Source organism: Marinifilum sp. N1E240 (assembly GCF_009295825.1).
Lineage (GTDB): Bacteria > Bacteroidota > Bacteroidia > Bacteroidales > Marinifilaceae > Marinifilum_A > Marinifilum_A sediminis.
On record NZ_WHKF01000010.1, the window covers coordinates 20,789 to 42,864 of the forward strand.

The 22,076-nt window shown below is 35.7% G+C and carries 6 protein-coding genes; all 6 read left to right on the top strand.

The features are described 5' to 3' along the window. Positions 1–9 precede the first annotated feature (9 nt). The 6 genes from GCQ56_RS17685 (at position 10) to GCQ56_RS17710 (ending at position 22,069) form a co-directional block, all read left to right on the top strand. Positions 10–1,155, top strand: coding sequence for a prolyl oligopeptidase family serine peptidase (locus tag GCQ56_RS17685; RefSeq protein ID WP_152735867.1), 1,146 nt, complete (start codon positions 10–12; stop codon positions 1,153–1,155). A 292-nt stretch (positions 1,156–1,447) separates the two neighbouring features. Then, on the top strand, positions 1,448–8,020 hold the full coding sequence (locus GCQ56_RS17690; RefSeq protein WP_193323827.1) for a carboxypeptidase-like regulatory domain-containing protein: 6,573 nt from the start codon (positions 1,448–1,450) through the stop codon (positions 8,018–8,020). Between the two features lie 52 nt (positions 8,021–8,072). Next, positions 8,073–8,585, top strand: a complete 513-nt coding sequence (locus GCQ56_RS17695; RefSeq protein WP_152735869.1) for a YcxB family protein — start codon at positions 8,073–8,075, stop codon at positions 8,583–8,585. 151 nt (positions 8,586–8,736) lie between these two features. Beyond that, positions 8,737–9,192: a ferritin family protein gene (locus GCQ56_RS17700; protein WP_152735870.1), complete on the top strand. Its 456-nt coding sequence runs from the start codon at positions 8,737–8,739 to the stop codon at positions 9,190–9,192. A 192-nt stretch (positions 9,193–9,384) separates the two neighbouring features. Next, positions 9,385–11,361: a LysM peptidoglycan-binding domain-containing protein gene (locus GCQ56_RS17705; protein WP_152735871.1), complete on the top strand. Its 1,977-nt coding sequence runs from the start codon at positions 9,385–9,387 to the stop codon at positions 11,359–11,361. Between the two features lie 259 nt (positions 11,362–11,620). After that, entirely contained in the window at positions 11,621–22,069 is a 10,449-nt protein-coding gene (locus tag GCQ56_RS17710; protein WP_193323828.1) for a hemoblobin-interacting domain-containing protein, read from the top strand. Positions 22,070–22,076: the final 7 nt, after the last annotated feature.

Sequence of the window (22,076 nt, forward strand, 5' to 3'; positions counted from 1 at the left end):
AATCGTAATATGAAGCTCAGGAATATCATTTTATTGTTCGCCGTATTGGTTTGTTCTATAAAAGTCCAAGCTCAGCAAGTTGAAACCTATTATTTGCATGATCGGGTTTCGAACAAGGATACTATTGAATACAAGCGATTGATCGAATACGATTCGATTGAAAAACTGTATCACGTTCGGGATTACTACCCTGATGGACAAATTCAGATGGAAGGAACTTACAGTTCTTTTGACAAAAGGATAAAGGAGAAAAGCTTTTGGTGCAACTACAAAGGCAATACCAAGGAAGGAGAATTTAAACGGTGGTATAAAAATGGTTTGTTGCTGAGTAAAAATAATTATTCGAAGGGGTTACGAGATGGTCTGCATGAATATTGGTATTTGAATGGAGAAAGAGAATCAGTACAACATTATAACAAGGGGCAGAAACATGGAAAATGCACCTGGTGGAATGAGGATGGTTCTTTGCAAAGAGAAATGACATTTGTAAGAGGAGAAAATCAGCATAAAAAGGACACCAATTATCATTATATCAGTTATACACCCAAAACTTATCAGGCAGACAGCCTAAAGAAATGGCCTTTGATCATTTATTTGCATGGAGGATCGAGTCGGGGACAAGACACCATAAAATTGTTTTCGCATGGCATTCCCGATCAGATCTGGCGTGGAAGAGAATTTTCTTTTGTAATTGTAGCTCCTCAATGTCCGATAAATCAAAGATGGTCGACCGACGATTGGTTTGAGAACTTTTATCAGGAAATCACATCAAAATATAGAGTAGATACAGACCGAATTTATCTTACAGGTGTGAGCTTGGGCGGTTCGGGAACCTGGTATTTGGCTATGAAGCATCCCGATAAATTTGCAGCTATTGCACCCATGAGTGGTTTTACTCGTCATATGGATTTTATTGAGAACAATATAGACCGGTTGATTGATATGCCCATCTGGGCATTCCATGGCAAAACTGATAGGATTGTGGAATTTGAAGATACAGAGTGGTTGGTGAATGAACTTATGAGAAAAAATAAAAATGTAAAATTCACAGCAGAGCCAAATGTCGGACATTGGATGGACTGGCATGTTTATACAAATCAGGAGATATACGATTGGTTTTTAGAGCATGATTTGGGAAAAAGAGATGAAAATTAGTGCATCTGTTTACTTGCAATGAAACCAGAATAGAATAAGAAGGAGCCTCGTTCAACGAAGCTCTTTTTTTATACGATATATTTTAATGTAGCAATAAGCTAACTATTGTTTAACAAATTTAAAATGATTCTAAGAATATAATTCTACAATATGATAATTGTATTGCTTGATTAGTTTTACATTTATAGATGTGAAGTTTTGAGGAGCAATCTGATATAAGCTATTCACATTTAAATTAGTAATAAGAGAACGAGTCATTAATGTCAATAAATAAGTAAAAAAACAAATGATTTTGAGGAAAATAGTCATTCTTAGCCTGTTTGTACTGGTAATTTTCACAGCTGGAGCACAAAACAAATACAATGATCTTTGGACCGAGGTGGAAGGTTTGGAGCTGAAAGGTAAATTCCAGAGTGCAAATTTGGTAGTCGATAAAATACTAAAGAAAGCGAAGCGCTCCAATCAAAGTGATCAAATTGTAAAAGGATTTATCTACAAATCTAAATTTACATTACTACTCGAGGAAGAAGCTCAAGAGCAGATTGTGAGAGAGTTGGAAGCTGCGATTCAAGAGATGGAATTTCCGACGAATGTAATTTTAGAATCGGTTTATGCGAGTTTTTTAGATCAATATCTGGATGATAACAATTATAGGATTAGAAAAAGAACTTATGTAGCTTCTAAAAATGTTTCTGATGATTTTAAGAAATGGGATGTGAATACATTCATGAGGCAGATTTCAAAACATTTCGAACAATCTCTGTCGAATCCGATAGGTTTGCAACAATTGCCAATTCAGGATTATTTGAATATTTTATCGGAAAGTAAGACTTCACATAAATTTCGTCCGACATTGTTCGACTTTTTGGCTCAAAGAGCAATAGACTTCTATGAGGAAGATAGGTGGTATGTAAATAAGCCTAGAAATGAATTTCATTTAAAAGAGCCAGGTTTATTTGCCGCCAGCGATAAGTTTGTAAAAAATATATCTATCAAGACAGATGATTACAGTCGCAAACAAAATGTTTTAAAATGGTATCAGGCATTGGAATTATTTCACCAGACAAATGATACTACTGCTTATGTTGATGTGATATTGGAACGATTAAATTTCGTTAGAAATAATCATACCAATAGAGATAAAGATGATTTGTACTTTCATGCCTTAAGTCAGCTTTCAAGTGCTATCAATGCTCATTCAGCTTCGGCAAGTGTTGATTATGAAATAGCTGATTACTATTATCAAAGGAGTATGCAAGTTGGAGCGAAAAACGATAAGGTTTTGAAAGATTATCGAATTAAAGCATTGGAAATCTGTAAGAGGGTGATAAAAAAGTATCCAAATTCTGATGGGGGATTGTTGTGTACTATTTTAAAAAATAATATTGAGAAAAAAACGGTTACGATAGAGGCTGAAAGATATAATATTCCCCAAAAAGCTTTTTTGGCGAAGGTAGACTTTAAAGGTATTGATAGTTTGTACTTATCGGCATACAAAGTTCCTTATGATTTTATTTTCGAAAGGTATTCTTACAAAAAAGACAGTTTGTTATTGGAGATGATTCAAAAAAACAAACCTGTACAATCCAGTTTTTACAAACTACAAGCAAAAAAGGATTACTATCAATATACTACAGAGGTTGATTTCCCTGGTTTGGAATTGGGCAATTATCTTATTGTTGCTTCTCAAAAAAAGAACATTCAGTCCATACAGCATATCTATAGTCAGGAGGTTATTTGTGTGAGTGGCATGTCTATTCTGGATATTAGTAGAAGTGATGATCTTGCAATTAAATTATTGGATAGGGAAAATGGAAATCCTTTGAAAGATGTTGAAATTATTGTGACATCACCTAAAAGATCCAAGCAAGTTGGTAAGACAAATGCCAATGGTGAGTTTTTCATTAAAAAAAATGAGAATTATGGATATTTAAAAATTTTAGCGATTCATAAAAATGATACGCTTCTAAAAGATAATGGCTACATAAGTTCTCGTTCGATAAGAGAAAAGAAGGAAAAAGAGCACATTGCCAAAATGTTTTTGTACTTGGATAGAAGTATTTATCGTCCGGGTCAGACGGTTTATTTTAAAGGAATATTTGTTGAAAAGAAAAATGGAATATCTCGAGTTGTACCTAACACTTATACAACGGTAGTAATTTATGATTCTAACTATGAGGAATTAAAAGAAATGCGCTTAAAAACCAATGAATTTGGTTCGATAAGTGGGGAGTTTAAATTGCCTCGTAATTTAATGACTGGTGAATTTACCATTGAAATGGATGAGGACTATGGTACAGACCTAATTGATGAAGATGAATATTATGAGAAGATTGATGATATTGAAACTGCTGAAGTTGAATTTTCGGTTGAAGAGTACAAACGTCCTAAATTTGAAGTTTCATTCGATGCTGTTTCTGATAATTATGTAGTAGGAGATAGTGTTAGAATAAGTGGTTTGGCAAAAGCATTTTTAGGTTCTTCGGTATCCAATGCTAACACTAAATATACGGTTACAAGAGAGGTTTTGCCTATTTGGGGAAGAAATTATTATGGAGGATCGTCAAAAATCATAAAAACAGGAACAACGCAAACCGATGAGAAAGGCAAATTTAGTATCGATTTTATAGCCATTCCCGATTCTTTGACAGAAAAGTCGAACAAACCGATTTTTGTTTATACGATAAAAGCGAATGTTACCGATAGTAATGGGGAAACCAGAAGTGCTACGCAAAATGTTCATGTGGGTTATCACAATTTAAAAGTTGACTTCTTTTTAGGCAGAAAACTAAATAGTAGTATGTCTCATAAAGTTAAAATTGAGACAAAGAATTTAAACAATCAGCCTGTTGATGCAGAGCTAGAAATACTCATTCAAAAACTGAAGAGCCCAGACAGAGTGGTGAGGAAAAAGCCTTGGGAAGTAGCGGAACTGAAATACATTCCAAAGGAGAAATATATAAAACTGTTTCCACATGAGCCTTACGATAGAACTGATGTAATGCAATATTGGAAAGAAGAAACAGTGGTCTTTTCTAGAAAATTTGCCGCGACAAATTCTAAGGATTGTGAATTGCCAGATATTTCTGATTGGAAATCAGGTCGCTATAAGATGAAGGTGATAGCCGTTGATGAATTTAGAGATACCATAATAGTAAACAGACATTTTCAGGTGTATCATCCAGAGGATACTTCTCTTGCTGACAATCAGATGTTTGAATATGATATCATCAACTCGAATTTTAAGCAAGATCGATTTGTATCTCTAAAACTAAAAACTGCTTGTCAGGATCTTAAGGTGAATTTGGAAGCTTATTATCAGGGAAAATTGGTGTTTAGTGAGTTGATTTCTGTTGAAACTGGAAGTGCAATTGTAAACGTACCGGTAGCTCAGCATTATAAAAATAAACTGGATTTCAATCTTTACTTTGTAAAGTACAATAGCTTGTTTCAAAAACAGTTTTCTACAAGTTTTAAAGAAGAGGAAAGAGAATTAAACATAGAAACTTTAAGCTTTAGAAATAAATTGACTCCTGGAAACAAGGAATCATGGAGTTTTAAGATTAAGAATTCGGATAGTAAGAATGCAAATGCTGAAGTTCTGGCTTCTATGTACGATTCTTCTTTGGATCAATTTAAGAGTCATTCCTGGAAAACAAATATTAATTTCAGAAAGAACCATTATTATCGTTCTCCATATGTTAATAGTGAATTTTTTAATACCAGTACTTTCGTAGGTTTTAATACTAATTATTTAAATAACAATGTATCATTCCTGAAAAACTACCATAGATTGAAATGGTTTGGATTTAATTTTGCATCATCGGAATATTCGAACAAACAATATTTGGAAAGGCTTTCAAGCAAAAAATACAAACCAAAATATTTTAAAGGAAATATTAGTGGTATCGTAACCGATAATTCTGGCTCTCCAATACCAGGAGTTTCTGTAATTATAAAAGGTACAATGCTGGGTGCAACTACCGATATTAACGGGTTTTACTCTATTGATGCACCTAAAGGGTCAGTTTTAGTTTTCAGTTTTATAGGATTTACAGCAAGAGATGTTTTGATTGGAAAGTCGGGAACATATAATCTAGCTATGTCGGAAGATGCGGTCGGATGCGATGAAGTTGTGGTCACAGCAATGGGAATTGCTCGAAAGGATAAAGCATTATCGGGTTCGGTTGGATATGTGAGTGCAAAAGATATCCGAAATGATCTTTTCTCAAAATTGAAGGGTACTGTAGCAGGCGTTGAAATTTTAGTTGTGGAAGAGGAGGAAGATGAAGAGGTTTCTTTTCTAAAAATTAGAGGAAGTAATTCAATGGCTGCAGGTAATTCACCTTTGTATGTTATTGATGGTGTACCTATGGATGCAGCCGCTGGAGCTCAATTTTCTGCCAGCGAAATTGCTGATATTTCTGTATTAAAGGGCGCATCGGCAACAGGAATTTATGGTGCACGAGCGAGATATGGAGTTGTTCTTATTAGTACTAAAAAAGGCTTGGAAGAACTAACTCAGGTGGAAACAAGAAGCAATCTAAAGGAAACTGCTTTTTTCTTTCCGCATGTAAGAACAAACAAAAAGGGTGAGCTAAGCTTTAGTTTTGATTCTCCTCAGGCATTAACCAAATGGCGTTTGATGCTATTCGCTCATAACAAATCTGTGGAAACGGCTAGTCTTGAAAAGTGGGTGCTTACGCAGAAAAATATCAATGTGATACCCAATGCACCAAGATTTTTACGTGAAGATGATACAATTACTTTAAGTGTAAAAATCAGTAATCTGACCAAAGAAGAAGCTACCGGAGTCGCAGCTTTACAATTGTTCGATGCAGTAACAATGAATCCAATTGACAAAGAGCGAATTGATTTTAAGAGTACTCAGAATTTTAGCATAGCAGCCAAAGGCAATTCATCAGTAGCCTGGAGTTTGAAGATTCCTAAAGGTATAGCAGCAATTCAATATAAGATTGTGGCAAAATCTGGTAAGCATAGCGATGGAGAAAGTAGTATTTTACCAGTTCTTGCCAATAGAACTTTGGTAACGGAAAGCAGACCTTTATGGGTTTCGGCAGGAGAATCGAAAGAGGTACAATTCGCGAAATTGAAAAAAGTAAAGTCTTCAACGCAGACAAATCACAAATTTAGCGTGGAATATACTTCTAATCCAGCCTGGTTAGCCATTAAATCTTTGCCTTACCTTATGGAGTTTCCTCATGAATGCGCTGAACAAACATTTTCAAGATTTTACTCCAATGCTTTGGCAGAGGTTCTTCTTGAAAAAAATCCTCAGATAAAAGAAGTGATCAATACTTGGATGAATAAGGAAAGTTTGAAATCGCCATTGGAGGAAAATGAAGATTTAAAATCAATTTTAATTTCAGAAACACCTTGGGTAATAGATTTACAAAACGACAAAGAGAATAAGGCAAGATTAGCCAAATTCTTCGACAAGGAGCAGGTAAGAAGTGAGCAATTACGAACAAGTAGTAAATTGAAGGAATTACAGATGAGTTCTGGCGGTTTTCCTTGGTTTTCAGGAGGTCGGGAAAATCAGTTTATTACTCAGCATATTGTATCCGGAATTGGGCATTTGCACAAATTGGATGTGAAGTGTGAGAATGACTACAAGCTTAAAGATATTGCAAAAAAAGCTGTTAAGTATCTGGATAAGGAATTTGTAAAGCAATATCAGAACTATTGTAAATTGTCAAAAGATTCAGCGAGTGTTGCTTTAAATCATCAGCTGATACATTATTTATATACCAGAAGCTTTTTTAAGAATTCTCACCCTTTATCGGATAAAGTAGAGAAGGTGGCAAATATCTATTTGGAGAAATGTGAAAATTCATGGCTAACTCAATCTCTTTACGATAAAGGCATGATCGCCTTACTAATGCATAGAAATGGTAAGATTGAAATTGCACAAAATATTATTGAAGCATTAAGCGAGCAAGCTGTAATTTCGGATGAAAATGGCATGTACTGGAAAGAAAACAGGAAGAGTTGGTACTGGTATCAATCCCCTACTGAAACACAAGCTTTACTAATTGAAGCCTTTACAGAAATTAATGGTGATTTGAAAAAAGTAGAGCAATTAAAACAATGGCTTCTTAAAAATAAACAGACCAATAAATGGAGTACCACCAAAGCTACAACAGAAGCTATTTACGCATTGTTGATGAATGGAAATGAGTGTTTATCTGTTGCAGACAATACAGTTATTAAACTTGGAGATGAAAAGATTAGTACAAAGAAAATGAGTGAAACTGAAAAGGAAGCCGGAACAGGATATTTTAAATTGACTTGGAAAGGTGATGAGGTGAATTCAAAAATGGCTACTCTTAAGATTCAGAATAAAAATAAAATTGCCGGATTTGGTGGAGCTTATTGGCAGTATTTTGAAGATTTGGATCAAATCGAATCGTCAGAAAATAAAACTCTATCTATTAGGAAAACCATGTACATTAAAGAAACCAATGATGAGGGTGAAAGTTTGATTCCAATGGAAAAAAGTAAAGCGATTCAGCTAGGAGATTTAATAACAGTAAGGTTGGAAATTGAATCAAAAAATGATTTGGAATTCGTTCACCTGAAAGATTTGAGAGCCTCAGGATTAGAACCGGTTGATGTACTTTCGAAATACAAATGGCAGGATGGTGTTGGATATTATCAGAGTACGAAGGATGTTGCAACTCACTTTTTCTTTGATGAATTGCCGAAGGGAACATATGTATTTGAATATGAAGTAAGGGCGAATAACAGTGGGAATTTCTCAAATGGAATTTCTACTATACAAAGTATGTATGCACCAGAATTTAGCAGCAACTCGAAGGGAATTAGGATTTTGATTGATTAATATAAAGGTAGATTTTAAGTGAAAGACAATTAAAAAAATAGAAATAATAAATATGAAAATACAAATTGAATCGAAGTTAGAATTCAAGCCTTATCTAAAGCTGATGTATCAGTTAAGCTATAGAAAGTGGTCAATGATATTTACTTTAGTTATGGGTTTACTGATGTTGCTAATTGCCATAGGAAAAGTTACAGGCTATAATGGAATAGATGAGGAAGTACCTATTTTTGAATTAAGCTTTAGTAGTTTTATCTTAATAGGTTTACCATTTTTAATCTATTACCAATCGAAAAGAAACTTTATTTCAAATGGTAGATTGCAGGAAAGAATAAGTTATGGGTTTGATAAGGAAAAGATGGAAATAAAAGGGGAGACATTTAGCTCATCCGTTACATGGGAGAAGACGTATAAGGTTAAGGAATTAAATGCCTGGATGCTTATTTATCAAAACCGACAGGTAGCTAATATCATTCCAAAAGAATCTTTTTCGGAACAAGAGTTAATTGATTTTAAAACGATTATTTGTTCTTTGCCGGAATTAAAAAGGAAATTCATAAAAATGTAAAATTGATTTAGTTGTCTCATTATTAATTTATTTGTTTTAGATATTCATTTGCCGTCGCGCCTATAATTTTGTAACTTATTGATTCGATTCGAATTAATGGGTTGAGCAGGTGTGGAATTGTGTGGATTGTTAAATCAAATAAAATTAGGGGATGAAAATTTTTAGAACATTTGAAGAGATTATCGATTATGCTATTGATAAGGAGATGAATGAAATTGAGTTTTATTCGGATTTAGCGGATAGAATGGACCGGAAAAATGTACGAAGATTGTTTCACAATATAGCATTGGAGAAAACGGCTAGAATGCTGAGATTAGAGAAAATGAAAGATCTGAAATTGGATTTTGATACCGATGATATTCAGGATATGAAAATTGCCGGATATTTAGAGGAGGTAGATGTTACAAATTCAGATTTATCTTATCAGGATGCACTAATTTTAGCCATGAAGAAAGAAAAGGTAAAGTTTAAGTTTTATATTGATATGGCTGAAAAAGCAATAAACGAGGAATGTAAACAAACCTTTTTAGCATTGGCAAATGAAGAAGCCAGACAAAAACTAAAATTCGAAATTGAATACGATGAATATGTTTTGATGGAGAATTAGAGACAGTAAAAGGAGAAAATGTTTATTAGAATCGGAGTTGATAATATGCAGCTTCGATTTTGTTTTTATATGATAGTAAAGGCTCAAATAATAATTGGTTCAATTCTTGTTCTTATTTTGTTTTCCGCACAAGCTTTAGTATTTTTGTTGGCAATTTGAATAAACTATAAATAATTGAAAAACAAATATTTAATGAATTGTTTTTTTCGAAGTATCCTCTTATTTAGTCTGGTTTTTGGGACTATAAATGTAGGCTTTTCTCAAAGTACTACTATTGAATTATCTAAGAATAAGGTAGTTGTTGAAGGTGAGACTTACCTTTTGCATATCGTTAAGGAGAAGCAAACTTTGTTTTCTATTTCGAAAGCTTATGGAGTTTTACTTACCGATTTAATGAAAGCAAATGGTAAATCACAGGCAACGGTTAATTTGAACGAAGTGCTAAGGATACCTTTATCAGGTAAACAAGCAGTTGCTCCAATAATAGTAAAGAAAGATGATCCTAATTTTAAGTATCATGTTGTAAAGAAAGATGATACTTTATTTTCGTTATCGAGAAAATATAAGGTTTCAATCCAGGAAATAAAATCAGTTAATCCTGAATTAGGGGAAAATTTGCCCCTTAATAGTGTGGTAAAAATCCCCAAATCCCCATCTCAACCAAAAGAACAAGTTTCTAATGTGCCACAGCACGATAAAAAATATTACTATCATGTAATTAAAGCTGGCGATACGCAATATTCTATTTCTAAGGAATTTCAGATGAAGCAGAAAAAGCTTCGAAAGTTGAATCCAAAATTGAAAAGAGGCGTTCTAAAAGTAGGAGATTGGGTTAGAATTCCCAGATATTTGGTTCCTCCTGAATATTTCAAGGTAAAAGAAGTTGTTAAAGATACCATAGTGGAAGAGATTGTGACAATTGATACCATTCCTGAGGTGGAAGATGTAGATCGAATTGTTCAAAAACAAATACGTATTGGCTTATTCTTGCCTCTTTATCTGGAAACCAATGATACCATAAATCAGATTGTTACTTATAAAGATACATTAGAGATTATTACCCAGAGAGAACCTCGCGTGGTGTATAGAAAATCTCGTGAGTTCATACGTTTCTATCAAGGTGTTTTATTGGCGGTTGATTCATTAAGAAAAGAGGGACTTTCGGTAAATCTTCATGTTTTTGATACAGAAAAAGATCCTGCCAAAGTTCGACAGATACTTGCTCTAAATCAATTTGTAGATTTTGATTTTTTAATTGGTCCTGTTTATCAGCAAACTTTTGTTGTAGCATCGGAGTTTGCAAAGCGAAAAGGCATTCCGATTGTTTCACCATTAACCGGAAAGAATCCTGAAATCAATAACAATCCGTATGTTATTCAACTGAATACTTCTTTGAATTCTGTTTGCAAGCAAATTTCAGAATATGTTTGTACTGATTTTAAATACAAAAATGTAATTGTAGTCCATCCTGAGCGATACAAGCATTTGAATGAGTTTAAGTTGGTGAAAGATATTGAACACAATTTGTTTGAGAAGGGTTTGTATTGGGAAACGGATGAGGTGAATTATCAAAAAATATCATTCGACGAGTATGGCTTGTATGGAATGGAAGCTATGATGTGTGATACTTGCGAAAATATTGTTGTTCTTCCTTCTAATGATCAGCCTTTGGTTGAGAATATCATTACCAATTTAAATGTACTCAGTCAACGTTTTGCGATACGATTGGTTGGATTCTCAAGATGGCAGCGATACACCAGTTTGGAATCAGAATTGTTTTACAATTTGAACTTTTCTCTATTTAGTCCTTATTATGTGGATTATAAGGATGAAAAGACATTTAATTTTGTTTCATCATTCAGAAACAGATATTCTTGCGAGCCAAATGATTTCAGTTTTAGAGGATATGATATGTGTAGATATTTCGCGTTGGCAACAAGTAAATATGGAAAGGAATTTCCTCAAAAGATGAATGATATGAATGTTGATTTATTACAATCTACATATCATTTTAAAAGAATAAGTGCTTTCGGAGGATTTGAAAACAGAGGATTGCAATTGATCAATTACTCACGAGATTTTAAAATTCGACATCAGGAGGTCGAACGTCAGCAGGAAGAAGTTAAGGTAGAAGAAGATGATTTGATACAGAAATCATTTGAATATTAAGATATCGAAGCTGACTTATTTAAGTCAGCTTTTTTTATCCACATTCGGATAAATCATCCAAAAAAGGAGGTATTATCCTAAAGGACTGTAAACACTACGCTTTTAGCAGGTTTATCCGCCTACTTTGGATATATCTCCATTTCCGTATAAATTGAAATAGTAAGATTTGCCCTATTCAATGGATTGATATTTAATAGTGTAGGTGTTTTGGTACATGCTTTGGTTTTTTAAGCCTGTTAGTTACCTAAAGTCCTATGTTATGAAAAAATATTTACTCCTGGGATACCTATGCGTATTCTCCACTGTTTTTCTTTTCGCTCAAGTTACCCCCACGTTATCTGCCGACGGCTCCGCAACTGTAGATGATGATATTGTAATTACATTTACTGATGATGGTACATGGGCAAGCTCTATTTTAACTGTATCATATAATGGTACAACTCTTGATGCATCGGTACCTGGAAGCGAGGATTATATAATAGATGCAGGTGGTACCATTACTTTGAAACCATCTGTAGGGAATTCTGTTTTGCAAACTTCAGGAACAGCAGATGTCGTTGTTACTGCTAGTGGAGGCTATGCTAATGCAACAGTTTCGCAGACCATAGCGCATGGCGCTGCAAGTCAATTTACAATAACTACTCAACCAGCTGCTCCGGTATCTAATGGTGGTGAATTAGGTACTCAGCCAGTTCTTCAACTTCTGGATCAATACAGTAACCCTTGTTCTACTGATGATGCAAGCACGGTAACATTAAGTGAAACAGGTGATGGAACCTGGACTTTGGGCGGAGGAAATCCGTCTGCATCTTCAGGAATCATTACTTTTACCAATCTCACAGCAAGTAGTAATGTACAAGTTGATAATGCAACGATTACTTTTGGGATTGCTTCTTATACTTTTGCTTCCGACGCTTTTACAATTGCACTTAATAGTGCACCTACCTTATCTGCTGCAGGGAGTGCAATTGTAGATTCTAACTTTGATGTTGGCTATACAGAGGATATAAATTGGGAAACCAAAATCACTTCCATCACATATAATGGAGCAAGTTTAACAGAAACAACAGATTATACGCTAAATACAGGACCTAATACAATTACCTTAAAACCAGGTGGTGGAAATTCAGCATTGCAAGCTGCAGGAACTGCCGATTTGGTAGTATTTGCAACAGGTTATGAAGACGCTTCTGTTTCTCAGGAAATTGGGCATGGATCTGCAAGTCAATTTACAATAACTACTCAACCAGCTGCTCCGGTATCTAATGGTGGTGAATTAGGTGCTCAGCCAGTTCTTCAACTTCTGGATCAATACAACAATCCTTGTTCTACTGATGATGCAAGCACGGTAACATTAAGTGAAACAGGTGATGGAACCTGGACTTTGGGTGGAGCAAATCCAAATGCATCTTCCGGGGTAATTACTTTCACTGACCTAACAGCTAGTAGTGATCTTAAGGTCGATAATGCGACTATCACTTTTGGGATCGCCTCTTTCTCCTTGGAATCTGATCCTTTTACAATAGAAGTAAAAACTGCACCAACACTTACGGCTGCTACTGGTGTTACTGTGGATAATGATTTTGAAATTTCTTATACAGATATCGTTGAGTGGGAATCTTCCCCTTCATTAAGTATTACATTTGATGGAGTCTCGGTTCCAAGTAGTGCGTATACAATTAACTCTACAAGTAATAAAATACTCTTTAAACCATCAGAACATTCATCTTTACAGACTGCAAAAACTGCAAACATTGAAATATCAGTTAATTCATATGAAACTGCAGTTGTATCACAAACCATCGGACATGGTGCTCCATCAAAGATTGTTATGGACACGGAACCTGTTGCTCCATCTAATAATGGTGGTTTATTTCAAACTCAACCTGTTGTGAATGTACAGGATCAATATAGCAATGTGTGTACTGGTAATAGTTCAATATCTATCACAGCAGTAGAAAATGACCCTGGAAATTGGGATTTGAATGGAAGCCTATCTGGAACAATTTCTTCTGGTGTTTTATCATATACTGATTTAACAGCTTCAAGTACTCAGGTGGTGACTGGTGCTTTTATTACCTTTTCAGCAACTGGTGTTACCAGTGAAAATTCAGCGACATTTAATTTGAGTTTAAATTCTCCTCCAGACTTAACAGCAGCATCTGGAGCAACTGTTGACGGAACATTTTTCATTACTTTTTCGGATACACAATCCTGGCAAAGTAAAATTAGTAGTATAACCTACGATGGGAATAATGTAGACGCAGCTGCTTATGATATTAGTGTTGGTGATCAAATTACTTTTGATCCTTCTCAATCAACAGCTTTGCAAACTTCTGGTACTGCTAACTTTATTATCTCTTCTGATGGATTTGACGATACAGCACCATTATCGCAAGTTATTGGGCATGGAGTAGCAAATCAACTGGCAATTACAACAGAGCCAGGCACTCCAGCTATAAATGGTGGAGAATTAAATCCTCAGCCTGTTATTGAGGTTAGAGATCAGTATAATAATTTTTGTTCGACGGATGGAAATAGAACAATTACCGCGGCAAAAGCTGATGCTGGTGATTGGAGTCTTGGAGGTACACCTGATCAAAATGCAAACTTAGGTGTATTGACTTTTTCGGGTTTAACAGCAAGTAGTGCCTTGGAAGTTACTGGTGCAAATATTGAATTTACCTCTCCAGGAATTACTCCGGTTACATCTTCTGATTTTAGTTTGGGCTTAAATAATGCGCCTACAGATATAACTGCAGCAGGTAGCGTTACAGTAGATAATCCATTCACAATTACCTTTACGGATGAAAACAATTGGCAATCAAATATTAATAGCATTACCTATGATGGGAATGTTGTTGATAATGCCGCCTACAATACAGCAACAAGTGGAGAGATAACCTTTACTCCATCTTTATCTACCGCCTTACAGGTAGCTGGAACCGCAGATTTAATTATTTCTTCGGATGGTTTTAATAACAGTTCTCCTGTATCACAAACAATTGGTCATGGTTCGGCTAAAAATATAGTAATGGTAACTGAACCAACCGGACCAAGTGTGAATGGAGGTCAATTGCAAGATCAGCCTGTAGTTAAATTACAGGATTCATATAATAATGATTGTACAACGGATAATTCCACCTCGGTAACAGTTGCAAAAGGTGATGCTGGAAATTGGACTTTAGGGGGTGATGTTACAGCAAGTGTTAATACCGGAATTCTTTCCTATACTAACCTAACTGCTAGTAGTAATGAAGCAATTTCAAGTGCTTTCCTTTCATTTAGTAGTACAGGTTTAACCGGAGTGAATTCATCAACATTTAGTTTAGGTTTAAATGGACCGCCATCAGATTTGGCAGAGGATGTTAATGCAGATGTTGATTCTGATTTTACAATTACTTTTACAGACGTTGATGGATGGCAATCTAAAATAAGTGTTATAACTTATAATGGAGTCACTGTTGATGTTGCTGCTTATAATACGGGAACTACAGGAACAATTGTATTTACTCCATCTTTATCAACTGCATTGCAGACAGCAGGAACTGCTAATTTAGTAATTTCTTCAGACGGATTTAGTGATGCTACTCTATCTCAAGTCCTAGCGCACGGAGCAGTTAATAAATTATCAATTAATATTCAACCTGGAGCGCCTTCGGTTAATGGAGGTGAATTTAGCCCACAACCAGTTCTTGAAATTTTAGATCAATACAATAATTTGTGTACTACCGATGGCTCAAGAACAATAACGGCTGCCAAAGGAGATGCCGGAAATTGGACTTTGGGGGGAAGCTTAAATCAAAATGCAAGTTCGGGAACTCTTACTTTTGCCAGTCTTACAGCTAGCAGTAATGAGAATATAACGGGAGCAAATATAAGTTTCTCATCAACAGGATTAACAGGAGTGACTTCTTCAGATTTTAGCCTTGGTTTAAATACAGCACCGAATCTTACAGCATCATCAGGAGCAAGCGTAGATGGAATTTTTGAAATATCTTACGATGATAATGTGGATTGGGAATCGAATATTGATAGTATTTCTTTTGATGGAAATACGGTGCCATCCATTGCATATACCATCAACTCTACCAGCAATAAAATTACTTTCGACCCTTCTGCTGATGCCGTACTACAAACGGCTAAAACAGCGGATATGATCGTTTTTGTTGATGGTTATAATAATGCAACAGTATCTCAGACCATAGGACATGGTGTGGCTACACAATTAACAATTGATACAGAGCCAGTAGCTCCAGCTAGCAATGGAGATCCGTTTCAAACACAGCCAGTTGTTAGTGCAAGAGATATTTATAGTAATATTTGTACCAGTAATAGTTCAATTTCAATTACAGCAGCAGAGAATGATCCTGTAAACTGGGATCTACAGGGAACATTAACCGGTACTATTACCTCAGGAGTATTATCCTATACCGATTTAACAGCTTCAAGTACACAAGTTGTGAATAATGCATTTATCGGATTTTCTTCCTCGGGTTTGACAGGTGTTAATTCAACAAACTTTAATTTGGGATTGAATTCACCACCTGATCTTACTGCGGCAACGGGAGTCACAGTTGATAATTCATTCATTATTACTTTTACAGATACTCAATCATGGCAAAGTAAAATTAGTAGTATTACCTACAATGGGAATACAGTAGATGCAGCTGCCTATGATATCAGTGTTGGAAATCAAATCACTTTTGATCCTTCGCTATCAACAGAATTGCAAATATCTGGGACAGCAGATTTCGTTTTTGTATCTGCAGGATTTAATGATAAAATTTTATCTCAGGAAATAGGACATGGAGCTCCGGCATCAATAAGTATTACTACACAGCCAACTGCTCCTAGTAGTAATGGAGGATTATTTGCAACTCAACCTGAAATAGGTAGCTTGGATCAATATGGAAATGCTTGTACAGGTGATAATGCGACTACAATATCAGTTGCTAAAGGAGATGCTGGTGATTGGACGTTAGGTGGATCACCTAATCAAACTTTGGCAGGAGGAGTATTTACTTACACTGATTTATCAGCCACCAGTACAGAAGCTGTTGCAGGTGCTTATCTAACCTTCTCTTCTGGAAGTTTTGCTACGCTTGATTCGAATCCATTTGACATACCCGTTGATGATGTACCAGATATATCTTCTGCTATAAATGCAACAGTGGATAATGAATTCTCTATTACATTTAGTGACGACGCCAGCTGGCGAGGAAATATTACGGACATTCAATACGGAGGAAATTCATTGCCTGTAGAGGCATATGTTACAACTTCCATTGGTCGTATTACCCTTAAACCGGCTGAATCAGCATTACTTCAGGTTGCTGGTTCTCAAGCACTATCTATTATTTCAAGTGGTTATTCGAATGCTGAGATTACACAAGAAATTGGACATGGACTTGTTGCTGATTTGTTCATAAGTACTCAGCCTGTTGGACCGAGTTCAAATGGAGCAAGTTTGGCTACTCAACCTGTGGTACAATTGCACGACCAATATGCAAATGTATGTACAACAGATAATACTACAACTATCTCGTCGGTAGCTTCAGGTGGAACATGGACCTTAGGAGGAACCTTGGGCTTGACTTCATCGTCTGGTGTTTTTAATTTTACAGATTTAACGGCAAGTAGTGATGAAGAGCTTACTACTGCGACAATTATTTTTTCGTCATTTTCTTTAACAGATGTAACAAGTAGTGCATTCACAGTACCTGCATTAGATGCTTCACCTCAATTGTTAGCATCGTCAAGCGCAACTGTTGACGGAGAATTTGAAATTTCTTTTGTTGCTAATCCAACCTGGCAATTGGCAATTGATTCAATTACATATGATGGAAATCTAATATCTGAAGGGGCTTACGATAAAACTCAGGGCGAAAAGATCATATTTGATCCTTCTCAGGATACTGATTTACAGGTGGCAGATACTAAAGATTTGGAGGTGCACGCAGCAGGTTATGAAACAGCTAGTGTATCTCAAAAGATAAAGCATGGTGTTGCAAGTGAAATGGTGATTGTTTTACAACCGGCAGCTCCAGTGGAGAATGGTGGAGAATTGGCAACTCAGCCAGGTGTTACTCTTCGAGATCAATATGGAAATGATTGTTTAGAGGAAAATACTATTGAGATAACTGCGGATAAAGGAGATGTGAACGATTGGACTCTTGGTGGAACTTTAATAAAAACTGCAGCGAATGGATCGGTTAGTTATACTGATTTAACAGCAGCGAGTGATGGTCCAGTAAATGGTGCGTTTATTAGCTTTTTGGCTTCTGGCTTAACAATTGTTAATTCAACAACATTTGATATTCCAGATTTAAATGCCGGACCGATTCTAACAGCAGCATCGAATGCAACAGTTGATACAGATTTTGAAATTACTTTCACGGAAAATGCAGATTGGAGATCAAAAATTACCGAAATAAAATATGGTGATGCAATATTGCCAACCAATGCTTATGACGCTACAGTCGCAGGTAAAATTACATTTAAACCAAGCGAATCGGCACTATTGCAATTGGTAAATGCCGACTATATATATGTTACTTCAACATCCTATTTACTCGATTCTGTTGAACAGGCAATTGCACATGGTGTGGCAAAAAATATTGTGATAACAACTCAGCCTATGGGACCAAACTCTAATGGTGAGGAGTTGGGAACACAACCTGTTGTAAAATTACAGGATCAGTATTTTAATGATTGTACAGGAGAGAATTCTATAACTATAAATGCAAATGCAAGCGGAGGCAGCTGGGACCTCGAAGGTACAGCTTCTTTAATGGTAACAAACGGTGTTGTAGCATATACAGATCTTACTGCCGGAAGTACAGATTTGATAAGTGATGCAACAATTACATTTTCCGGCACAGGACTAACAAATGTGGAATCTGGTTCGTTCTTGATTCCAGCTCCTCTTTTTGCACCCTCTCTTATAGCTTCAACAAGTGCAACAGTTGACTCTTTATTTGATGTTACTTTTTCGGAAAATCCCGAATGGCAGGGGAAAATTGACTCTGTATCTTACGATGGATCTACTCTTCCCACATTTGCTTATGACAAGAGTCAGGCTGGTAAAATTGTATTCGATCCATCGCAGGATGCAAGTATGCAAGTTGCCGATACTAAGGAGATAATTGTTTTTTCTAGAGGATATCAAAATTCAACTGTAAATCAGGAAATAAAACATGGTAAGCCAGATACTTTAGTAATAGAAACGCAACCAACTGCTCCATTGGTTAATGGTGGAGAATTGGATTTGCAACCTAAGATTTCTGTAAAAGATCAATATAATAATGCATGTAATACTGAAGATGAATATGAAGTTTTAGTGATTAAAGGGGGAACAGGAGATTGGTTGCTTGCGGGCGATACTTTACAAATGGTGAGCAATGGAGTAATTAATTACCGAAGTTTAACTGCATCAAGTAGTTTAGCTGTAACAGGTGCATATCTTACTTTTACAGGAGATGGAATTGCTTCCGTTGATTCCGATCCTTTTGATATTCCATCCTTGCAAAATCCACCAAATTTGTCAACTCAATTTGATGCAACAGTCGATAACGATTTTGAACTTACCTATTTTTCAATTGATGATTCCTGGTCGACGAGTATTGAATTGATTACTTATGAAGGAGATACACTTCCAAGTTCGGCGTACGATATTGATTCGGATAAAATTGTATTCTATGTATCCGAAGAGGTTCTTTTACAAAAATCAGGTGTATTCGATATTGTAGTTAAGGCGTTAGGATATAGTGATGCTACGGCAGAACAAACCGTAGGTCATGGAGTTGCTAATAGTATGAATATTACACAACAACCATTGGCTCCTTTAGCAAATGGAGATTTGTTGGCACAACAGCCAATTCTGGAGTTTTACGATCAGTATTCTAATATTTGCGATAGTGATAATGAAAAGACCATTACAGCCAGTAGAAATGATGAGGGAGAATGGGACTTAGCAGGTACATTAGAAAAAACAGCTGAGAATGGAATTGTAAGTTTTAATGATTTGTCAGCCTTTTCAACCGGACCGATCATAGGAGCTGAAATTATATTTAGCTCTACAGATATGGATGGAGTTGTTGCTACACCTTTTGATATTCCTGATATTGCAACGCCTCCTGTATTGACTGCAGCGGTTGGGGCAACAGTTGATAATCCATTTAAAATTACCTTTGAAGAAGATTCTGTATGGAGAAATAGGATTAATGTTGTAACGGTAAATGACAGTGTCTTAGTGGCAGAGAGTTATAATTTTTCTGTAGCTGGTGAGCTTGAATTGATTCCGGCAGAATCGAAGTTTTTACAAACAAATGGAAGTTATGAGGTGATCGTTCAGTCAAGAGGATTTTCTCATGATACCATACAGCAAGATATTCAGCATGGTGTTGCGGATAGTTTATTGATTTTAACACAACCAACATCGCCATCTGAAAATGGAAGTTTATTGGCTCAACAACCTGAACTGAAATTAGCAGATCAATATCTGAATGATTGTACAACTGACATTTCTACCATAGTATCAGTCGAAAAATTCGACACCAAAGCGTGGGAGTTGGGAGGAACTCTTGAGGTAACTTCTGTGGATGGTTTGATTAATTTCACTGATCTAACTGCAAAAAGTGAAATTGCAATAGATTCTGCTTACTTACAGTTCTATTTTATTGGTGATAGTGTAGTATCTGATTTATTTACAATTCCTGTTCCTGTAATTGATTTGACGGCAGCAGAGAATGCAACTGTTGACAATGAATTTACGATTCAGGCGAGTGACAACGCAAGTTGGAGAGATTCTATTTCGTCTATCAGTTTTGCAGGTAATACGTTGGTGGATACTTCTTACTTGATTGAACCTGGTGTTATTACTTTTTATCCTGATAAAGATTCGACTTTGTTTATTGCCAGAACCGATACCATTGTAGTTGTAGCAAACGGATATGCTGATGCTAGAGTTGAACAAATTATCGGACATGGAGTAACTACTGACATGGTTATTATTGAACAACCAATAGGACCAGAGAACAATGGTGATACTTTGGCTCAACAGCCAAAAATTCAATTGCAAGATCAATACGAGAACAATTGTACAAGTGATGATCTTACTCAAGTTTTAGTGCAAAAGTTTTCTGATCCGGATAATGATAATTCTAATTTATGGAGTTTGAGCGGAATAAAAACCATTACATCAGTGGAAGGTATTGTTCAGTTTACAAATTTAGGTGCTTTTAGTGAAGATGAGGTAATAGGTGCAAGGTTGCTGTTTACATCTGATGGATTACTAAATATAGTATCGGATAGTTTTGATATTGTTCGACCTCCAGCACCAATAATTACTCCAGCTGTTGATGCAAATGTAGATGAACAATTTGTAGTTACATTTACCGATAACAAATCATGGAGAGATCAAATTTTAGATATCCGATATGGTATTAGAAGTTTGGAAGGAAACTATGATATTTCAGTTCCTGGACAGATTACCTTTGATCCAACAGTCACTTCAATTTTACAAAAGTACGGAGTTGATTCCATGTATGTATATTCAGGTAGTTATGATACAACAAGGTTTGAACAAGCAATTCATCATGGTAAATCTAAATATCTGATAATTGAGAAACAGCCATCACCTCCGACAACAAACGGAGAACAGTTTATCAGACAACCACAATTGTCTCTTCAGGATCAATATCGAAATATTTGTGATACGGATAATGAATCGCCTGTAACCGTTCGTAAGGCAGATTTAGAAGATTGGACTTTATCCGGAACTTTAACTCAGCTTGCAGCAAATGGACAAATTAAATTTATTGATTTGGCAGCGACTAGTGAGATGGAAGTGCAAGGAGCTAGAATGGAATTTGAAGGAACAGGACTAATTTCCATAATGTCGGCAAGATTTACTATTCCTGAACCTAAGTCGAACAGGGCAGGCGAGGCAACAGCCAATCCGGAGTTGGTTTGTTATGGTTCAAAATCAAATATTACACTTGTTGGTTTCGATGGAGAAATTCAATGGCAAAAATACAATGAGTTGGATGATGTATATGAAGATCTTGAAGGAGAAAATGCGGAGTTGTTGGTAACGAATGAAATTGTTCAAAATGAACGATACCGTGCTGTTGTTAACAAAGCAGGTTTTTCTTCGCAATATTCAAATTCAATTACAGTGAGTCCATTAGAGCAACCAGAAGCTGAATTTACATTTGAAATTGATTACAATCAGGTTCATTTTACGAATTTAAGTACAAATGCAACCTCTATTCTTTGGGATTTTGGAGATGGTGTATTGAGTAGTGAATTTGAACCTAGTCATTCCTACGTTCTTGAAAACTCAAGCGGTAGTGGTTACGTGGTAACATTAACCGCATCGAATGGAGCTTGTCCAGATAGTGAGAGTTCTCAGCAAGTATTTATTACAACAGGAATTGAAGATTTAATTGCCGAGAGTGGAGTGGTGGTTTATCCAAATCCAAATCGTGGTGAATTTTTTGTAGAGATTAATGCAATAGATAAGGATGGACTCTTAAGGATTTTTAATTCTGCAGGTAAGCTTGTAGTCTCGAAGGAAATTAAGGGGCATTTCAATTCTGAAAAGTTAGAGTTTGATCTGAAAGGTCTTGCGGGAGGTTTTTACTTCTTGACCATTCAATATCCTGATAAAGTGGTTCGAACGAAATTGATAATAACGAAATAGGTTATCC